Annotated in this window: 14 protein-coding genes and 2 pseudogenes; 13 read left to right on the top strand and 3 right to left on the bottom strand. The window is 47.5% G+C overall.

Annotation, left to right across the window (positions count from 1 at the left end; all coding sequences use genetic code 11):
* Positions 1-308 precede the first annotated feature (308 nt).
* From RIG27_RS21110 to RIG27_RS21100, 3 genes and pseudogenes are all read left to right on the top strand, one after another.
* A pseudogene (locus RIG27_RS21110) lies at positions 309-1,512 on the top strand (heavy metal translocating P-type ATPase); the annotation flags it as partial.
* A gap of 27 nt (positions 1,513-1,539) precedes the next feature.
* Positions 1,540-2,442 carry a cupredoxin domain-containing protein gene (locus RIG27_RS21105; protein ID WP_446348402.1) on the top strand — a complete coding sequence of 301 codons (903 nt, stop codon included), beginning with the start codon at positions 1,540-1,542 and terminating at the stop codon, positions 2,440-2,442.
* 22 nt (positions 2,443-2,464) lie between these two features.
* Complete coding sequence (locus tag RIG27_RS21100; RefSeq protein ID WP_446348400.1) at positions 2,465-3,241, top strand: DUF305 domain-containing protein; 777 nt, start codon at positions 2,465-2,467, stop codon at positions 3,239-3,241.
* 300 nt (positions 3,242-3,541) lie between these two features.
* Here the strand turns inward: RIG27_RS21100 and RIG27_RS21095 are convergent, their stop codons facing one another.
* Positions 3,542-3,838 carry a PepSY domain-containing protein gene (locus RIG27_RS21095; protein WP_446348398.1) on the bottom strand — a complete coding sequence of 99 codons (297 nt, stop codon included), beginning with the start codon at positions 3,836-3,838 and terminating at the stop codon, positions 3,542-3,544.
* 10 nt (positions 3,839-3,848) lie between these two features.
* Positions 3,849-4,199 (bottom strand): hypothetical protein, encoded by a 351-nt coding sequence (locus tag RIG27_RS21090; RefSeq protein ID WP_446348396.1) that lies wholly within the window; start codon positions 4,197-4,199, stop codon positions 3,849-3,851.
* Positions 4,200-4,324: 125 nt separating this feature from the next.
* Here RIG27_RS21090 and RIG27_RS21085 point away from each other — a divergent pair, with 125 nt between their 5' ends.
* From RIG27_RS21085 to RIG27_RS21070, 4 genes are all read left to right on the top strand, one after another.
* Positions 4,325-4,483, top strand: coding sequence for a hypothetical protein (locus RIG27_RS21085; RefSeq protein WP_446348394.1), 159 nt, complete (start codon positions 4,325-4,327; stop codon positions 4,481-4,483).
* Positions 4,484-4,612: 129 nt separating this feature from the next.
* A complete protein-coding gene (locus tag RIG27_RS21080; protein WP_446348392.1) occupies positions 4,613-5,275 on the top strand; it encodes a cobalt transporter in 663 nt (220 codons plus the stop codon).
* Positions 5,276-5,503: 228 nt separating this feature from the next.
* Positions 5,504-8,668: an efflux RND transporter permease subunit gene (locus tag RIG27_RS21075; RefSeq protein WP_446348390.1), complete on the top strand. Its 3,165-nt coding sequence runs from the start codon at positions 5,504-5,506 to the stop codon at positions 8,666-8,668.
* A gap of 412 nt (positions 8,669-9,080) precedes the next feature.
* Positions 9,081-9,209, top strand: a complete 129-nt coding sequence (locus tag RIG27_RS21070) for a hypothetical protein (protein ID WP_446348388.1) — start codon at positions 9,081-9,083, stop codon at positions 9,207-9,209.
* Here RIG27_RS21070 and RIG27_RS21065 read toward each other — a convergent pair.
* Positions 9,204-9,473 (bottom strand): annotated as a pseudogene (locus tag RIG27_RS21065) (cation transporter); the annotation flags it as partial. The gene RIG27_RS21070 and the pseudogene RIG27_RS21065 overlap by 6 nt on opposite strands.
* Before the next feature lie 268 nt (positions 9,474-9,741).
* On the opposite strand from RIG27_RS21065, the gene rppA reads away from it, so the two are divergent.
* The 6 genes from rppA (at position 9,742) to RIG27_RS21035 (ending at position 19,637) form a co-directional block, all read left to right on the top strand.
* Complete coding sequence (gene rppA, locus RIG27_RS21060; RefSeq protein ID WP_446348386.1) at positions 9,742-10,437, top strand: two-component system response regulator RppA; 696 nt, start codon at positions 9,742-9,744, stop codon at positions 10,435-10,437.
* Positions 10,434-11,795, top strand: a complete 1,362-nt coding sequence (rppB, locus tag RIG27_RS21055) for a two-component system sensor histidine kinase RppB (protein WP_446348384.1) — start codon at positions 10,434-10,436, stop codon at positions 11,793-11,795. Before rppA ends, rppB begins: the two co-directional genes overlap by 4 nt.
* Positions 11,796-12,167: 372 nt before the next feature.
* A complete protein-coding gene (locus RIG27_RS21050; protein WP_446348382.1) occupies positions 12,168-13,928 on the top strand; it encodes an efflux RND transporter periplasmic adaptor subunit in 1,761 nt (586 codons plus the stop codon).
* A 185-nt stretch (positions 13,929-14,113) separates the two neighbouring features.
* A complete protein-coding gene (locus RIG27_RS21045) occupies positions 14,114-14,563 on the top strand; it encodes a FixH family protein (RefSeq protein WP_446348380.1) in 450 nt (149 codons plus the stop codon).
* A 246-nt stretch (positions 14,564-14,809) separates the two neighbouring features.
* Entirely contained in the window at positions 14,810-17,986 is a 3,177-nt protein-coding gene (locus RIG27_RS21040) for an efflux RND transporter permease subunit (protein ID WP_446348404.1), read from the top strand.
* A gap of 325 nt (positions 17,987-18,311) precedes the next feature.
* Positions 18,312-19,637 (top strand): serine/threonine protein kinase, encoded by a 1,326-nt coding sequence (locus tag RIG27_RS21035; protein WP_446348378.1) that lies wholly within the window; start codon positions 18,312-18,314, stop codon positions 19,635-19,637.
* Positions 19,638-19,729: the final 92 nt, after the last annotated feature.

The following is a 19,729-nucleotide window of genomic DNA, read 5'->3' as shown; positions in this document are numbered from 1 at the left end:
GCGACCCGATACCATTAAAGGTTAGGTGATGTTGATTGAATCCGGCTCTTCGCCCCTACCATTGTTTTTATGTATACGATGTCAGATCATTACCAATACCTGACGGAGGGCGACCCGATACCATTAAGGGTTGGGTAATGTTAATTTAATCGGGCGGGTCGCCCCTACCGTAGTTTAAAGGTATCTGGTGTCTGATTTATCCCCATACCGGGATACCATAAGAGGGGCAATGTGGAATCAAAATTGTGTCGTCGAGTTGATAGAGTAGATCGAGTTCAGGTTGTACAAATTAGATGTACCCAAGCTAAGCGGCGGTGGTTATCACTCTAACCTTGGTGGGACGGTTTATGGAAAACCGGGCTAAAGGGGAAACCTCAGAAGCCATTCGCAAGTTGATGGGGTTGCAGGCGAAAACGGCGCGAGTAGTGCGGGATGGTGCAGAGATAGATATTCCGATTGCCGAGGTTGTGGTAGGCGATGTGATCATCGTCCGCCCTGGGGAAAAAATCCCCGTGGATGGTGAGGTAATTGCTGGTACATCCGCCGTGGATGAGTCAATGATTACGGGTGAGAGCATCCCGATTAGTAAAGAACCCGGCGATGATGTAATTGGCGCCACGATTAATAAAACGGGTAGCTTCCGGTTTCGCGCCACACGAGTGGGGAAAGACACCGCCTTAGCGCAAATTGTCCAACTGGTACAGCAAGCTCAAGGCTCAAAAGCACCGATTCAAAAGCTAGCCGATCAAGTGACGGGATGGTTTGTCCCTGGGGTGATTGGAATTGCGATCGCCACCTTCACCATCTGGTTTGATCTGATGGGTAATCTTACCTTAGCCATGATTACGATGGTCGGTGTCCTGATTATCGCTTGTCCCTGTGCTTTAGGGTTAGCGACTCCTACATCCGTTACTGTTGGCATTGGTAAGGGGGCAGAAAACGGTATTTTGATTAAAGGGGCAGATAGTCTAGAACTTGCCCTAAAAATTCAGACGATTGTTCTGGATAAAACAGGTACGATTACCGAAGGCAAACCCGGTGTCACCGACTTTGTTACGGTGCGAGGCACAGCCAATCACAATGAAATCAATCTACTGCAACTAGCTGGAGCCATTGAACGTAATTCCGAACACCCCTTAGCAGAAGCCGTTGTTCAGTACGCTCAATCCCAAACGGGGGAAATGTCGCTCCCAGAAACCGAAAACTTTGAAGCTGTGGCGGGAAGTGGGGTTCAAGGGGTTGTTAATCGCCGATTGGTGCAAATTGGCACTCAGCGCTGGATGGATGAGTTGGGGATTGAGACATTACCCCTTCAGGCGCAAAAAGTGGCTGAATCTCTTCTTTGCCTTTGCTTATAACGCCGCCGGTATTCCCATCGCCGCTGGTATTTTATTTCCATTCTTTGGTTGGTTACTTAGCCCCGTTATTGCTGGAGCGGCTATGGCATTTAGTTCAGTCTCCGTTGTAACGAATGCCTTGCGCTTGCGTAAATTTCAGACCCAAATGAGTTAAGAACCAGCCACTTTAAAGAGGTGAAAGATGATGAAAACGAAACCTAAACTATTGAACCATGTAATCAATCTGGGATTATTCATGGCAATGGCGTCAGCAGCCACCGCCACCGAAATGGAAATGCCCGCTAACCCGACGCAACAATTCCGTCGCATCGAACAACCTTTAGGTCTAAAAGTTGGTGTCACTCTAGGGGGAATCGCCTTAATTGGTGCAGAACTGTGGTGGTTTTTGGGTAAAAAACGGAAAGTGCAGCAAGCTACTATCCAAGGGGATATTCAGGAACTTACGGTTACTGTCGATGGGGGTTATCAACCTGACTACATTGTTGTCCAAGCGGGTCAACCTGTGCGACTTAACTTCTTCCGCCAAGATGCGAATAGTTGCTTAGAAGAAGTCCTGTTTCCTGATTTTGGAATTGCTGCCAAATTACCGCTACATCAAACCACTCCCCTAGAATTTACTCCCCCAAAGTCTGGTGAATATGAATTTACCTGTGGGATGAGAATGTATCGGGGAATTGTAGCCGCTTCATCGGAATCCAGTAATGATTCCGATAGCTCTAGACATCAACCACAAGCCACAGAAACTACGGCAGAGTTAGCGCCTGAACCGCCAACTTTAGCTGAATCGGTTCCGGTTGTTGATGGAGTTCAAGAGGTAACGATTACTGTTGAAGGAGGATATAAACCAGCGCGAATTGCGGTTCAAGTTGGTAAACCCGTGCGACTGAACTTTTTCCGCAAAGACCAAAGTGAATGCTTGAGCCAAGTTGTATTACCTGACTTTGGCATTACCGCCGATTTACCGCTCAACGAAACAACAACGGTTGAATTTACGCCCCAAGATGTCGGGGAATATCCATTTACCTGTGGCATGAACATGGTTCGGGGTGTGGTGGATGTACAAGACTCTATTTCTAGTAATTAATTCGTCGAAATGAGGTAGAACAATGAACAATAAATCTTTGCTTTACGGCTTTCTTAGTTTAGCAACCATCGGTACAATTACCGGGTTAGCGATGACCAACCAGAGCCAAGCTGAAGTCCAAATAACCGGAAAAAATTCTCCGGCTCAAATCCAAGGAAAGCTGTCAGGACACAATAATCATCATCTGAAACAATCTGGAAATGCTGCGACTCCTGGTATGGAAATGATGAATCATCACCAAGGCGAACAGCACTTTATCCAAATGATGATTCATCATTATCAAATGACTGAGGACATGGCAAACCTGGCGTTGGATAAGGCTCAGCGTCCTGAAATTCAACGATTTGCCCAAACTGTCAAGACAGAACAAAACCGAAAAATTGAGCAACTGAAAGCTTGGTATAAACAGTGGTATGGTACCGAAGTACCTGCGGTATCACAGATGAGGATGCATCCTGGCGGTAATCAAAATATGCCCATGAATTCAGGTACAGGTATGCATCCTGGTGGTAATCAAAATATGCCCATGCATCAAGGGATGAACATGATGAGCATGATGAATAAAATGGGCAATATGAACATGATGGCTGTAGATTTAGACGCCCTAAAAAATGCTCCTGACTTTGACAAAGCCTTCATGGAGCAGATGATTCCCCATCAGAAAATGGCAGTAATGATGGCTGGGATGGTACTGGATAGCAACCGCCCTGAAGTTCGCAATCTGGCACAATCCATTCTCCAGGAAGAGAGTGCTGAAATTGAACAGATGCGGCAATGGTATCAGACTTGGTATCAATAGTTTCACCTCTGGCTTGATGCAATTCAAGCCAGAATTGATCCTTTGTATTCAATGACAATTTCCTGACTAATACCAAGTTGCAGTCTAAGGTAGAATCTGTCATGATGAGTGGTTCGTAGTGAGGGCTTTAGCCCTCTCCAGCTAGGCGTTAGAGAACTAAAGTTCTCACTACAAACCTGATAACGTGGTAGTGCAGCGCCGACTCAAACTGTTACCTATAAAACCTGTTGAACTTGAGACAATTTTTTTAGCGTTTCATTGAAGCGCTGTAATAGCTAGGTAAGCTGTCCTTTCTCTCGTTTATTGTTTAGATCGCCTAGAAGCAGACCGACCTGTTTGAAACCACATGATCAATCCCGTAACCCCTAAAAACAAAAGACCTAGAGCGTTTAAAAATACATATACACTCTCTAAATTGATGCTGCCAAATTTACCACGATGTAGGGCTAATAACCACAGAAAATCTGTTTCTTTGCCATTGAGGACAGCAACTTGAAAGAGCAAACCTGTGGTTAGCGTCAGCAGCAGGGGAAAAAGCATAATTGGCGCGAGAGCGCGATGTAGTTGGCGCGTGTAGCGTTTGATTAAAACAGACATATCAGTTCTATCACCTCCGCTGTTTCAAGAAAAATAGCCCCAAGGGAGTACCAATTAACAAGACAAAAATTGACTCTCCCAGTCCTGTGGGCATGAGAGTGGACGCTTGGCTAGTCATGGAGTATTCATCAGGAGCCGTTGTAGGCATTAATTCGTTGGGCGTATGCAATTGAACGGGGGATTCCACCCTTTGGCTTGGCTGCTCTTGTTCGGCAGTGTGGGAGGTAGAAGCGGGAGTTTTTGAGGTCTGGGAGTGAGGTTCTGAACCATGTGCCAATAACGGATCGGCTACAAAGGTTAATAACAGCAAACTAATTCCTGTTGTTTTAATGACTGTTCGCACCGATTGTGCCAGTTTCATGGGAAAATTCCTGGTGCTTAAATTCCACTTTGCAGTAGCTGAATGAGTTTTTGCCATTATGCCAAAAGACTATGAAATTAGCATGAAATCTGTCTGGATTTGGCAAAAACTTTCGGCGGTGAACCATGAATGTAACGTTTGATCAAAATGAATTAGCCTTACACCCAGAAACCGTAGGGGCGCACGTCGGTGCGCCCATCAAACCGTCAAATCTAACCCACAATTTTAGCTGTGTCAGTCTACTACTGGCGTGGCATACCTTAATTGATGGATTAGCCCTATGAAAAGAAAACTTGTATTGGGGCTAAGGTTCCCCTACTACGAACCTAATCGCAATTTGGGAATTTCACCTGAATTTCATCTGTCCTTTGGCAGACTGGGGAAGATTTTCGTCAACCCAGAGCGAGTGAACTATGCGTTATCGGCACAAAGCCTTACTAGAATCTGTCCTGATTACCACCCTGATGCTGTCTATGCCTAATGTGGCTTTTTCCCATGTCGGACATGGAGATGAGTTTCAAGCTACAGGGGGTGTGCAACGAGTACAGGTGAATGCTGAAACTGATCAGATGTTGGGCATTGTTGTCACGCCGATCGCTCAATCCGCTGAGGGTGGAGCAGGGGTGATGGTACCTGTCACGGCATTGGTGGATGCTGATGGTAAACAGCTTGTCTTTGTGCAGTATGAGAATTTTTATGAGCCAGTTGAAATTACAACAGGTGCAACTCAGGGCGAACTGATCGAAGTAACCGCAGGATTGTCGGTTGGGGAAAAGCTCGTCACCCAAGGTGGCTTGTCACTTTATGCCGAATCTCGTAAAACCAAAACGGCTGATTCAGCCACTAACCCCGATGCGATCGCATCTCCCAAAACCGATGAAGCTCATGCTCAGGCAGATGCCCAAGGAATCCCGCATAGCCACGATGCTTCTGGCAATATAACCCAACAGCCTGGGGAAGTCGCACCGCAAGCGGGTGGATTTCCGATGGGGATTTTAGCGGCTGTTGGTGGCGGAGCCGTGGTGTTAGTTGGTGCGATTTCGTTTGTGAGTATCCGTAAGAAAAATAGCGTCTAGATGTTGAAACTGTTGCCTATTGCCTAAGCTGTCACGCATTTAAATTGGGAATGGGTAGCGAGCAAGATGCAAAGCCTGCGGCATGGCTTCGCTTAACGCATTACAAGGATGAGAGCAGTTATTGACATTAAGGTTTAAATGCCGAACAGCTTATTCCCTATTCCCTATTGCCTATTCCCTATTGCCTCTCCCCACCACAAGACTCTCTACAGCAGCCCCTAATTTAAGATGTTTAACACGATTCTGAATCAGACGCTCAAAAACGCGATCGCTCATCGGTGGTTCATCGTTTTTGCTGCCATTGTGATTACCTTGTGGGGTGTTGTCAGTATCACCCAGATGCCCCTAGATGTGTTTCCTGAATTTGCACCGCCTCAAGTCGATATTCAAACCGAAGCAACGGGATTGGCTCCAGAGGAGGTGGAAACACAGATTACTGTACCCATTGAAAGTGCGGTGAATGGCTTGCCAGGGGTAACGACGGTGCGATCGTCTTCTAAGGTAGGGCTATCGATGGTGCAGGTAGTCTTTGACCAAGATGCTGATATTTACAAAGCGCGGCAATCGGTAACAGAACGGCTCCAGCAAGTCACCAATCAGCTTCCAAAAGGCATCCATCCGCCAGAAATTTCGCCACTGGTATCCCCATTGGGTACGATTTTGCAGTATGCCTTTACTGTAAACGGGCAGGGAGAAACCTCGCTGATGGAACTGCGCCGACTGGTGGACGTCACTCTCAGCAATCAGATTCTCTCAGTACCGGGAGTCTCTCAAGTTACTATTTATGGGGGAGATAAACGCCAAGAACAAGTGCTGGTTGATCCGGCAAAACTGCGATCGCGTAATGTCTCTCTCACCGACGTCACCAATGCCGCAAGAGGTGCCAATTCTAATGCTCCTGGTGGTTTCCTGATTGGTGGGGGTCAAGAACTGCTGGTGCGTGGCATTGGGCAGATCCAATCCATTGAAGACTTGCAGCAATCGGTGGTGAAGGTGCAGGAGGGGCAACCCATTCTGCTTCAAGATGTGGCAGAGGTCAAAACCGGGGCAGCCTTGAAGCGCGGAGATGCCAGCTTTAATGGACAGCCTGCGGTGGTGCTGATGATTAATAAACAGCCTGATGTGGATACTCCCACCGTCACGAAAGCCGTGGAAGCCGTGATGCAGTCTTTACAGCCAACTTTTCCTGCTGATGTGCAAGTGGCACGAACCTTTCGCCAGTCTAACTTCATTGATGCGGCGATTCGCAATGTCAGCGGTTCACTGATTCAAGGCATCATTATTGTGTCGGTGATCATGCTGCTGTTTTTGATGAATTGGCGCACGGCGGTGATTACTCTGAGTGCGATTCCCCTATCTTTGTTGGTTGGGTTACTCTTGATGAAAGCCTTTGGCTTGGGCATCAACACAATGACATTGGGTGGATTAGTGGTTGCCATTGGCTCCGTTGTGGATGATGCAATTGTAGACATGGAAAACTGCTATCGTGGACTCCGCACGAATCAAGCCCAGGGCAATCCTAAGCATCCCTTTCAAGTTGTCTATGACACCTCTGTAGAGGTACGGCTGGCGGTGATTTTTTCCACCGTAATCATCATTGTGGTATTCGCACCGATTTTTAGTTTGACTGGGGTGGAGGGACGTATTTTTGCGCCGATGGGGTTGGCATATTTGCTGTCAATCGCGGCTTCTACGCTGGTGGCGATGACTCTTTCTCCTGCCCTTTGTGCGATTTTGCTGGCAAATCAAACCTTGCCCCAGGAAGGCACGTTTGTATCCCGCTGGGCAGAACGGCTCTATCGCCCGTTGTTGAATGTTTCATTGGGATCGCCCCAAATTATTTTAGGTGTGGCACTGGCGGCGTTGGTGGCGGCTTGTGCGATCGTTCCTTCCCTAGGACGGGTGTTTCTGCCGGAATTCCAGGAAAAGTCGATGGTTAACTCGATGGTGTTATTTCCGGGTGTGTCCCTGGATATGACGAATCGGGCAGGGATAGTGCTTTCTAAGTCGCTTCAGGACAATCCCCTCTATGAATGGGTGCAAGTACGGGCAGGACGCGCTCCTGGGGATGCTGATGGGGCTGGAGTGAGTATGGCACACGTTGATGTGGAACTGAGTGATCGGGCGCTGAAAGACCGGGAAGCTAGCGTTAAACACCTGCGGGAAGCCTTCCTGAAGTTGCCCGGTGTCGCCCCTAATATTGGCGGATTTATCTCCCACCGCATGGATGAGGTACTCTCTGGAGTTAGAAGTGCGATCGCGATAAAAATCTTTGGTCCGGATTTGATCGAACTCCGCCAGATTGGTGAACAGGTGCGCGATGTTATCGAACCGATTGCTGGGGTTGTAGACTTGCAACTTGAACCCCAACTGCCCATACGTCAGGTGCAAATCCAATATGATCGGGCGGCGGCGGCGACCTATGGATTGAGTATGGAACAATTGTCAGAGGTGGTAGAAACGGCTCTGAATGGTCGAGTGGTGTCCCAGGTAGCGGAAAACCAACAGCTTATTGATATCTCCGTCTCACTGACAGAAAAGGCGCGTAACAGTTTAGATGCGATTGGTGGGATTCCCCTCTCCACTCCCACGGGAGAAACCATCCCCCTGAGTACCGTGGCTAAAGTAGATTACGGCATGGGCGCGAATGTGGTGAATCGGGAAGATGTTTCCCGCTTAATTGTTGTTTCAGCCAATGTTGCTGAACGGGATTTGGGCAGTGTGGTTGGTGATATTCAAGCTCAAATTCGCCAAAACGTACAGTTGCCTAATGGCTACTTTATCCAGTACGGCGGACAGTTTGAATCGGAGGAACGGGCTACGAATAACCTGCTGGTGTATAGTATCCTGGCGGCGATAGTGATTGCGGTGTTGATGTTCTTTTCGGTTAAATCCCTTCCTGCTACGCTCGCAATCATGATTAACTTACCCTTGGCATTAGTGGGAGGTATTGTCTCAATTGCGTTGACTGGCGGTGTGATTTCGGTTGCATCTCTGATTGGCTTTATCACCCTGTTTGGCGTTGCTGTTCGCAATGGCTTGTTACTGGTAGACAACTACAACAACAAGTTTGCTCAGGGAATGTACCTTAAACATGTAATTGTCAACGGTTCTCTAGAACGAGTAAACGCCATCTTGATGACAGCAATCACCTCAGCATTGGGGATGCTACCGTTAGCGATCGCGAGTGGCGCTGGAAATGAGATTTTACAGCCGTTGGCAATTGTGGTTTTGGGTGGTTTGTTTACCTCTACAGCCTTGACATTGTTGGTGATTCCTGCACTTTATGCCAAGTTTGGCAAGCGGTTGATGCCCAAACAAAAAAACATGGTGGTTACGACGAGTTTTCCGGTGAATGCCACACCGCAATCATCGGTAGATTCACTGCTGTAGGGCTTTTGTTAGATTGGGTTTCCATCCGTTCATTAATCCGTCTGTAGGGGCGCACGGCGTGCGCCCATTCCCCAACGATTCCCCGGCGTGCGCTCTTTACACCCGGATTTCTCACAAGTTTTGCGATCGCACTCCCCAAAACCTTTACCTAGACCAGGTTCTGGGCATTTTTGACGAACTAAGAATTTCGACAGAGTGTTGAATGCCTTATTTTACCGTCGATCCAGGCTTTATAAGCCTTTGGGGAATCGTGGTGAGAAATCCGGGTTTACAGGGGTTGGCAATCGGCTAAGGTACAGGCGTGAGGGCGCAAGCCTTGCGCCCCTACGAAAAAACCGCGATCGCACGCGGGTTATCTTAAACTGAAGTTCCCCACCGTTCACTTTAATTGTCCTCACCTACTAAAAACACAATGTCACATCAACTCACAATCACCTACCCAGAAACATCATCGGGAATGGCAGCCGCATTAATCGGCACGGATAGAGTTTCATTCCTGCTTAACTTAAATCGTTATAGTGTGTCAATGATTTACCTATAACGACTTGTTAGGTGACGATTCTATACAAGGCTCACCGTGACAGTGATTAACTTCAACAAGAACATGAGAAAGAGATGGAATATAACTGAGTAGTTTTTTGTAATAGTCTGGTGTTTGAGGATAATGCGTAACTAGTGAAATTGTTGCAGCCAAATGATTTTGACCAACATACCAAACGTGTAAGTCGGTTATACGATTATCAGCATCCTCCTCAATAGCGGTCATAATATCTCGCTTGATTTGCTTATCAATTGATCCATCAAGATTGTTCAAGAGTGTGAATATGCATTATAAGTTTAGGATGCCTTGGCTTATTATTAGGATAATGACTCCTAGAATATCAGAGGCGCAATTACCTCTGCAAGTAAGGACATAAAATTATTTAACTGAGTTAGAAAAACGTTTAACTAAAGTTCCTTAAAGTCTGGCACAGAGGGGATGAAATTCAGGTGAAATGGCATCAACCTCGATATAATTAGGTGCATGAGCAATTAACTTCGCTCCTGCTCTGATACGATTGCACTCGGAAGTTATGCGAATTCTGTTAGTTGAAGATGAACTGGATTTAGGCGCAGCAATTAAGCGAGTCTTAGTCAGTGAGAAATATGTGGTGGATTGGGTACAAGATGGTACTCTGGCGTGGAGTTACCTAGAGTATCAGTGGACGGATTACACCGTAGCCGTTTTAGACTGGTTACTGCCGGGACTATCGGGGTTAGAGTTATGTCAGCGGTTGCGATCGCGAAACAATGCCTTACCTGTACTCATGCTCACTGCCCTGAGTCAACCGGATAAACGAGTGGCGGGGTTGGATGCTGGAGCCGATGATTATTTGGTCAAACCCTTTGTCATGGACGAATTACTGGCACGGTTACGCGCTTTACAGCGGCGATCACCCCAGCTACAACCCCAAACCTTAAGCGTGGGTGGGTTCACCCTCGATCCTGCCAACAGCACCCTCCAGGTTTGCCGAATTGACCAATCTGTTGAGACAATTTCGTTGACTACCAAAGAATTTCAAATTCTCACCTACCTGATGCAAAATCGCGATCGCATCATTCCCGGTAGCAAGCTGCGCCATCAGCTTTGGGATCTAGACGCCGAACCCATGAGTAATGTCGTAGCGGCACATACGCGCTTATTGCGCCGCAAACTAGCCCGCTACGGCTGCGATTGTCCCATTGAAACGGTTCCCGGTAAGGGCTACCGATTTACGGTTCAGCCATGAGCAATACTCGGCTGTTCCGTCGCAGTCGCCTGCGTTTATGCCTCTGGTACGCTGGAGTGATGGGCGTGATTTTGAGTATCTCTGGATTAGGGGCATATCGAGCGTTGATTCGGGCAAACTGGGTAGCAATGGAACGGGAAATTGAGTCGATAGCTGGCACCTTACACGACAGTGTAGAACCCTTGCTCCCGCCATCGGCAGATCCCACGACGGTATTACGTCAGCTTTTTCCCGAATTGTGTCTGAACCAACACCGCTGTAATCGGAAGCCCACAGTGATTCAGCGTCATACGATGGGAATTAGCGATCGCGACACTTACTATATTCGCCTATTTAATCACCGGGGCAAACTGCTCGCCTTTTCGCCCAATCAACCCCCGAATCTATCCCCAACCTTCAATCCAGAGCCATGGCAAACGATTTCCACAACTCAGGGTATCCGCTATCGCCAATTTACGATTATGCTACATAGTGCTGATGCCAACCCTAACCCGGAAACTCAGCGCTCATCTTGGGGGTATTTACAGATTGGACGCACGTTAGCCCCTCTAGACGCCGAGAATGTTCGCATTCAACGGATTTTAGTCAGTTGGCTACCCCTGGTTCTGGGATTAGTTATAGCCTCCAGTTGGTGGCTGTCGGGATTGGCGATGCAACCGATATACCAATCCTATCGACAGCAGCAACAATTCACGGCTGATGCTGCTCACGAATTACGGACACCCTTGGCTAGCCTGTTAGCGACAGTGGAAGCCATATTACGGGTTACCTTTTCAAATCCCCAAGACACTCACACAATGTTACGTCAGATCGAGCGACAGGGACGACGGTTAAGTCATTTAATCGCTGACTTACTTCAACTTACAAGCCTAGAACAACACTCATCATCCGAAACGTTTCAACCCTGTTGTTTAAATGATTTGATTAGCGATTTGTCAGAAGAGTTTTTGGAACTAGCCACAGATTCTGACATTCAATTAACTTATGATATTCCCAAGCCATTAATTTATGTTCTGGGAAATGAACCGCAGTTGTATCGATTAGTCTCTAACTTGATTGATAATGCCATTCGCTACACCCCAGCAGGCAATAGCATTAACGTGAGTTTAGAGAAAAGCGATCACACGGCTGTGATTCAAGTAACCGATACCGGGATTGGCATTGCACCGACAGAACAAGCCCACATTTTTGATCGCTTCTATCGAGTGAATCGCGATCGCTCTCGTCATACGGGGGGTTCGGGATTAGGCTTGGCTATTGCCCGCGCGATCGCTACTGCACACCACGGTAGTTTGCAGGTACAGAGTGAATTAGGCGTTGGTAGTACATTCACAATTCGATTACCTTTGAGAGGATGACCTAGGACAATAATTTTACCGACATTTTCCGACATCGCCTTGCTTGCCCAAAATCTCCTTTCCTAAAGCCAATTCAGTCGCCGCCGTCTTGGGAGAAAGAATTTCCACAATCACATTAGGATGTGCGAAAGTAGTTAGCAGCTAGAGTTGCCGTGTAGCAGATGTTTTAAACCTTTAAATCATTCATTTAAGGCTGGTGGGCAATGCCCACCCTACGGTATATCCAGGGTTTAGGCGAGCCAAAAATGCAAATGTTCCGTGTAATTTCTATTAAGATATCCGCCCGGTCAGGATTTCATTCGGATTTCATAATTAACTGATACCTTGAAATAGATACGATTCTTCAGTAGTCTGATCCAGACTGAATGTCTTATGTCTCTGGAACCTCCCCTACCCCATTCGGATATTGACGAGTCTTGTCCCAACGCTCCAGACTCTTTATCTGAATCTCCTGACTCTTTAAGGTCCGAACCAGACCAAAAAGTGCGACAGCCGTCTAACCGCAAGAAATACGGACAGGTTTTATTAGGTTTAGGAGTCTTCGCTGTACTCAGCGGCAGTATCCTCCTGATCACCGATCAAATCAAACCGACTAACTCTATGGCTGGGATGGAAGGTCATGATATGTCGGGAATGTCTCACGATGACATGATGCAGGTGAATGGGGCATTTAACCCGATTCCGGTGAGGGTAGAGGTGGTGCAGTCTGGAGAATTTGAGGCAAATGTATCCTACACTGGCTCGATAATGCCTTATCAGGAAGTGGTTGTTTATCCACGGGTTGCCGGACAATTAACCAATTATTCAGTTTACCCAGGCGATCGCGTTAAGGCGGGGCAAGTGTTGGCTCAATTGGATGCAACGGAACGCTCGACGGAATTGGCAGAAGCCCAGGCGGAAGCCGATGCGATGGAAACCTCATTGCGGGCGAGCCAAGTCCAGATTGAAGAGCAAACCCAAGAAATTGCCCGCTTGCAAGCTGAACTGGATTATTTACAGCTACGACAGAAACGCTTTGCCACCCTCGTTGCAGAAGGAGCGATTGCCCAAGATGACTTGGACATTGTCGCTTCTGAAGTAAGCGCTAAACAGGCGGCGATTAAGGGAGCAAAAGCAAGACGAGCAAGGTTACTTGCTGAAGTGGATCAAAATCGCGCCAAGGTGGGTCAGGCGCGAGCGGAGGTGAGTACAGCGGCGGTAATGCAAAGTTACACGAAATTGCAATCCCCGATTAGTGGTATTGTTCAAACTCGTATGGTCGATCCTGGCGTTGTCATACAGCCCGGTATGGGTGTACTGAAAATCGGGGACTATTCGCGAGTACGACTCCAGGCGAATGTGGCACAGGAGGATGCCGGATATATCCGCATTGGTACGCCGATTCAAGCTGAAGTACCCGGAGTAACCGATCAACCTTTAACTGGGGAGATTACCAGTATTTTCCCGCAAACTAACAATGACACCCGCACGGTGACAGTGGAAGCGGTGGTGGATAATCCTCAAGAACGTCTGTTATCCGGACAGTTTTTGGATATGACCATTCTCACGAATCGCAAGGCAAGTACGATATCGGTGCCTCGAAAGGCGGTTGTAGAGTTTAATGGTGAAAATTCGGTGTGGGTTATCCAGGATAACCAGGCGCAACGGCGTGTGGTTGAGACAGGGATGATCAGTGGCGATCGCATGGAAATCACCCAGGGACTCAAAGTAGGCGATCGCGTGATTACCTCTGGGGATAGTCGCCTCGTCCCCAATGCTCAAGTGACGGTGGTGGATGACACTGGCGATCCCGTACCGATGCTGGGTGAGAGTAGTCAGGACAAAATTGAGGTTGCGATCGTTCGCCCTGATCCCACCAAGGGATTTAAGTCAGGGGGGGCTGAACTCATCCTAGAAGTGCGTGATCCCAATACTCAGGAACCTTTACCCGCTAAGGATGTGGCGGTAGACGTCACCATGCCCATGCCCAATATGCCGCCAATGACCACAATGGTGGAACTAGAACCAACGGACAAACCCGGACAATTCCAGGTCAACACTCATTTTGGCATGGCAGGAGAGTGGCATATTAAAGTCGAGGTTAAAGACCCCGATTATGCGGGTCAAACTATGCTCAAGGTGGCAGTTGAGTAACATTATCAGGCAATAGTAGAGACGTGCCATGGCACGTCTGGAAAATGGGGTTGTAGAGACGTGCCATGGCACGTCTGGAAAATGGGGTTGTAGAGACGTGCCATGGCACGTCTGGAAAATGGGGAAGAAAAAAATGCAATCCTTTTTATTCCAAAATTGTTCAATTCTATTTCAGTGAGGATCTGATGAAAAAACTTCTTTTACTCGTGCTGACAATCAGCGTTTTAAACACCGCTTGCAGTAGTGCTAATCAAGCGGAGAGTGAAGTAGAAACGGATGCAGCGACTGCTCCGACAACCGAAACGATGGCATCCTCTGCCGAAAATGACGTAATCATCACCATGGTGTCTCCGGAAGATGGCACTGTGCCGATGGGTGATGCGGAATTCGTGGTCGAGGTGATTGATCCCGCTACCAATGAACCTGTAGCCGTCGAGGATCTACAAGTCGATCTGTCTATGGAGATGGAAGACATGGAACCAATGACAGCCATGACTAAGGTAGAACCTGACACTCAACCTGGACGGTACAAGGTGATGACTAACATGGGTATGACAGGAAAATGGATGATGGCGGTGAAATCGACTGATCCGGCTATGTCTGGACAAGAAACATTCGATATCGAGGTGAAGTAGTTATTCGTCATTCGTCATTTGTCATTTGTCATTTGTCATTTGTCATTCGTCATTCGTCATTTAGACAGGGCGGGTGTAGGGTGCGTTAGCGAAGCGTAACGCACCATTTCAAACGATAGTAGTTAAACCCGCCCCTACAATTTCCCCATCTGACACACCGAGCGTGTTACTGAGCGAAGTCGAGGTGTTCCCCATCTCCCAGACGCGCCATGGCACGTCTCTACATTTCCCCCCAGCGCTCCCATGATCAAAACCTTTCTCACCCGTTGGTCGATTAAGCATCCGGTAATTGTCGCCGCGCTGTACATCGCGGTGCTAGTGCTGTCTGTACTGACTCTAATCCTCCTACCGGTGCGGATGATGCCCTACGTGGAAAGTCCCCTGGTGTCGATTGTCACCATGGCACCGGGTTCTTCTCCCACAGAAGTTGAAACCTATATCAGTAAGCCTATTGAGCAGCGGCTGACGGTGCTGGACAATGTGCGGTTTATTCGCTCTAGTTCCCAGCAAGATATGTCCTTAGTGACGATTCAATTTGCCTGGGGAGACGATATCAATCAAGCGGTGCAATCTGTGCAGAGCATCATGACGGCTGCGGAGGGAGATATTGAGTTAGATGGCTTGAACTCCCGTTCTTACTGGGTATTGCCGATTGACCCCCTAAACCGTCCGGTACTAACTCTAGCGCTACAGGGAGAGGGCTGGGACCCAGTGCAGTTACGGGAATTTGCGGATAACACCCTCGTTGATCGGCTAACTCAAGTGCCAAACGTCCAGGCTGTGTCCATCTTCGGCGGCTATCGGCGACAGCTTCAGGTGGTGGTGGATCGACAGAAATTAGCCGCCTACGGGTTATCAATTTTGCAGGTGCGCGATGCAATTGATGCCAATAACATCAGCCAGGGCGCTGGGGTGCTGACTCAGGGTGACTCGGAAATCCTGGTGCGGGCGGATAAACGGGCGCTGAGTGCGGCGGATGTGATGGATTACCCCGTTTTGGAGCAGGATGGGCAGGTGGTTTATGTCCGAGATGTGGCTACCGTAGAAGATACGTTTGAGGAACGGCGCAGTGGCTATCGCTACAATGGCGAGGCGGCTTTAGCCGTGAATGTGATCCAGAAGCCGGATTCGAGTTCCCCGAAGGTGATCAAACAGGTACGGGCAGAATTGGAGCAGATTCAGGCAGAGTATCCGGGTCTGAGTTTTGCAGAAGCTTATGATAACTCCTATTTGGTCAACATTATCCTCGACAGTACCTTCCAGGAACTGCTGATTAGCGTGTTGCTCGCTGGGGTGGTGATTCTGATCTTTTTAGAAGATTTCCGTGCCACGGCACTGATTATGATCTCCATCCCTACCTCTCTGGCTCTCTCCACCTTGCCTTTTATTCCCATTGAGATGTCCCTGAATTCCTCTACCCTGATTGGGATGATGATGGCAATTGGGAAACTGGTGGATGATTCGATCATCGTCATCGACTCCATTGATCGGAAACTACAGGAAGGGTTACGCCCCAGACAGGCGGCAATTCAGGGTACGGGGGAGGTATTTCTGGCAAGTGCAGCAGCAAGTTGCGTGATGATTGCAGCACTGTTACCGACAATTATGGCAGGAGGGTTGACGGGACTGATGTTTGTGGGCATCGTGTGGCCCATGGTGTTTGCTTTTATTGCCTCGCTGATTGTGTCGGTAACGCTGATTCCCCTAATTGCAGCATTTGTGCTGAAGCCACCCCAGCAAAGACGCCAACGACAGACGTGGTTGCAGTGGCTGTTGACCCCAGTGCGGGTGGGCTTTCAGAAACTAGAGCAGGGTTACGGTTGGCTGCTAGATCGGTGTATGAACAATCGGGAGGTGACGCTAGCGATCGCGGGATCTGCTATTGTGTTTGCGATCGCACTTTATCCGTTTGTGCCTCAGGAAATGATGCCCCTGGGGGATTCGGGTCAGTTTATGGCATCGCTGGAGATGGAACCGGGTACGTCTTTTGCTAAGACTGACGAGAGTACCTATCGCTTTGAGCAGATTTTACTCGCCCAACCGGACATCGACAAAGTGTCCTCCCAAACGGGGTTTGAACTGACCCGTAATAGTACCTATTTCAGCGGCTACAGTATGGGCAGCGTTAACTCCGCCTCTGTGATTGTCACCCTCAAGGGCGATCGCAACCGTGACATCTGGGAAATTATGGATAGCGTCGAAGCTGAAGCCCGCCGGACTATTCCCGGTTTGCGCCGCATCGCCTTAAAGGAGATGGGTGTGGATGTGATGGCGACATCTGCGGCTCCGATTCAGCTTGCGGTATATGGTGATGATTTAGACATACTCCATCGTTTAGCCAAAGATGTACTCCGCATCGCCGAAGATACGCCCGGTTTAGTCATGCCCCAAACCAGTTCAGCCCTAACTCAGCCAGAATATCAGATTCAAGTCGATCGCCGCCGCGCTGAAGAACTGGGGATGAATGTACGGATGGTGGCAGAACAAGCCCGCTACGCCCTCACAGGTGGCTTTACCCGCCGCTATTACAACCGCCCCAACCTGCGGCAAAATTCGATTCTGGTGCGCTACGAGGCGGAGGAACGTGGCACCCTGAGCAATTTGGCAAACACTTACATCACCACACCCATGGGACAACAGGTTCCCCTGAAAACCGTCGCCACCTTGGAACGGCATAATGGTCCTACCGTGATTGAGCATATTAATGGGAAACGGGTAGTGTACGTCAACGGCTACTACCGTAAAGGGGGTCCTGCTTCCATGGATTTGTCGATGGCGATCGCAATGCGGGCGGGAATGGAGTTGCAATTTCCCCCTGGTTATGGTATCGATTCCATGGGTGATATGACCGACATGATGATTGAGTTTGACCGTTTGCTTAAAGGGTTGCTCGTGTCGCTGATTTTAATTTATTTAATTCTTGTCATTCAGTTTGGCTCGTTTATTCAACCTTTGGTGATGATGGTGTCAGTTCCCCTACAATTAGTCGGTGTCTTCGGCGGATTGATTTTGGCGGATCAAACCCTTTCAAGCGTTTCAATTCTGGGCATTGTCATCCTATCCGGTTTGTCTCTATCCGCAGCAATTTTACTACTCGAATTGATCCTGGCGAAACGAGAAGAAGGAGTTCCCCGTGACGTGGCAATCCGCATGGCAGGTCCGGTTCGGTTAAAAGCGATTACCATGACAACCTGTACCACTGTTATCGTAATTGTGCGGCTGGCGTTCTTCCCAGAAATCGGTATGGATGCCTATTCCCCCATCGCTACCGTAATTCTAGGAGGATTGCTACTATCAACCCTGTTAACCTTGGTGGTAGTGCCAGTGGTGTATTCCTTCATCGATGATGCCACCGAATGGCTGAAGCGACGTGAGCGGCGACGTCGCCTGAGCCGACACCCAGATGTCATTCTGGGAAAGTGACCTAGAGCATCGGTTGGTGTAATCACAGTCAAAAGAAATAATTCATAAGTTTTGTAGGGGCGGGTTTAGCCACAATTGTAGGGGCGGGTTTAGGAACTACACTCAGCTATTGATGAAATAACTGAACAACAAAACCCGCCCTAGCTCACCGATAACTCCTCAACAAAACCCGCCCTTGCTAAGTCATAACTTATCATAGAAAAAAAATCAAAAATTGCCGGAAAATTTGGTAGTCAAGTATAATAATTTAATTACTGGACTGGTGTTCTCGGCAAACCGCCAATCTGAGTCAGTGGTTTAAAGGCACAACAGCTTAAGGAAAAATATGGTGGAGCAAGTTCTAAAAAAACGTTACCAAATCCAGAAACAGCTCGGTCAAAATGGCGGACGACAAACCTTACTAGCGCGAGACTTACAAACTCAGGAATTAGTCGCCATAAAACTCCTCACCTTCGGTGTCGATTTTCAATGGGACGATCTCAAACTGTTTGAGCGAGAAGCCCAAACCTTACAATCACTCTCCCATCCGGCAATTCCAGGTTATTTAGACTCCTTTAAATTTCAGACAGCTAAGACTAAAGGCTTTGCCCTGGTACAGAGTTATATTCCAGCGAAATCTTTAGCCGAATGGGTAGAATCTGGTCGCACATTTAACCAAATAGAAATCAAGCAACTGACTAAATCATTGCTGGAAATCTTGATGTATTTACACACACAGAATCCTCCGGTAATTCATCGAGATATTAAGCCGAGTAATATTTTATTGGCAAACCGCTCAGGCAATAGTGTTGGTCAAGTGTATTTAGTAGATTTTGGCTCAGTTCAAACCTTAGCCGCAACCGAAGGTAGTACAATTACAGTAGTGGGAACTTATGGGTATATGCCGCCGGAACAATTTGGTGGACGTGCGGTTCCAGCTTCCGATCTCTACAGCTTAGGCGCCACATTAATTTACTTAGTAACTGGGACGCATCCCGCTGATTTACCCCAAGAGGATTTGCGAATTCAATTTGAGCCAAAAATTCATCTGGATTTAGCTTTTGTTGACTGGTTGCAGTGGATAACTGAACCGGATTTAAACAGTCGGTTAACGTCTGCTGAACAAGCTTTAGAATCACTTAAAAAACTTATAAATTGGATACCCACAGTTATAAATAAACCGACTGAAAGTAAAGTTAAACTTAATAAATACCTGAATAATATTGAAATCATTATTCCTGACAATACCGCTTTTTTAAAATATACATTTATTGGCTTTTTGGGGATATTTATATCAAGGATTATTATATATATTTTAAAGTGGCTTGACGAAATTTACAAGCTAAACTTATTAACAGAATTAATACCAATTTTTCTGATGATTATGATTGCTTTTATATTGCTTTTTCCCATTTTTCACAAATCTACCAGACTGCGGATTGATCAGCAGAAAATTTCACTCAATGAGCGACGCCAAAGTCCAAGAAGAGCTATTTTAAAATTAGGATTTTTCCGACATTACAATTACAATAATGGATCTGTGCGTCGCGACATTCAGATTTGGGCAGGAACACAGGTCTATAAACTTCCGACTAAGAATCTAAGCGATCGCGAAGTTGATTGGATTGCATCTGAACTTAGCAACTTCTTAAATTTACCTATTACGAAATAAATATAAATTAACTCATTTAAATTGGCAATATAATTCGGTTAATAAATTAAATTTATACGGCAACTAAATTACGATATTTTTTTTGTAAAAAA

The sequence above is a fragment of the Coleofasciculus sp. F4-SAH-05 genome (genome assembly GCF_040222985.1).
GTDB lineage: Bacteria > Cyanobacteriota > Cyanobacteriia > Cyanobacteriales > Coleofasciculaceae > Coleofasciculus > Coleofasciculus chthonoplastes.
Note: the sequence above shows the minus strand (reverse complement) of the source record. Positions and strands in the feature narration are given on the sequence as shown.

Excerpts from the sequence above, each read along its gene's own strand:
- RIG27_RS21080 (WP_446348392.1), top strand. The coding sequence starts at position 4,613 with ATGCGTTATCGGCACAAAGCCTTACTAGAATCTGTCCTGATTACCACC.
- rppA (WP_446348386.1), top strand. The coding sequence starts at position 9,742 with ATGCGAATTCTGTTAGTTGAAGATGAACTGGATTTAGGCGCAGCAATT.
- RIG27_RS21105 (WP_446348402.1), top strand. The coding sequence starts at position 1,540 with ATGATGAAAACGAAACCTAAACTATTGAACCATGTAATCAATCTGGGA.
- RIG27_RS21050 (WP_446348382.1), top strand. The coding sequence starts at position 12,168 with ATGTCTCTGGAACCTCCCCTACCCCATTCGGATATTGACGAGTCTTGT.
- RIG27_RS21045 (WP_446348380.1), top strand. The coding sequence starts at position 14,114 with ATGAAAAAACTTCTTTTACTCGTGCTGACAATCAGCGTTTTAAACACC.
- RIG27_RS21070 (WP_446348388.1), top strand. The coding sequence starts at position 9,081 with ATGTCACATCAACTCACAATCACCTACCCAGAAACATCATCGGGAATG.
- RIG27_RS21085 (WP_446348394.1), top strand. The coding sequence starts at position 4,325 with ATGAATGTAACGTTTGATCAAAATGAATTAGCCTTACACCCAGAAACC.
- RIG27_RS21100 (WP_446348400.1), top strand. The coding sequence starts at position 2,465 with ATGAACAATAAATCTTTGCTTTACGGCTTTCTTAGTTTAGCAACCATC.
- RIG27_RS21095 (WP_446348398.1), bottom strand. The coding sequence starts at position 3,838 with ATGTCTGTTTTAATCAAACGCTACACGCGCCAACTACATCGCGCTCTC.
- rppB (WP_446348384.1), top strand. The coding sequence starts at position 10,434 with ATGAGCAATACTCGGCTGTTCCGTCGCAGTCGCCTGCGTTTATGCCTC.
- RIG27_RS21090 (WP_446348396.1), bottom strand. The coding sequence starts at position 4,199 with ATGAAACTGGCACAATCGGTGCGAACAGTCATTAAAACAACAGGAATT.
- RIG27_RS21075 (WP_446348390.1), top strand. The coding sequence starts at position 5,504 with ATGTTTAACACGATTCTGAATCAGACGCTCAAAAACGCGATCGCTCAT.
- RIG27_RS21035 (WP_446348378.1), top strand. The coding sequence starts at position 18,312 with ATGGTGGAGCAAGTTCTAAAAAAACGTTACCAAATCCAGAAACAGCTC.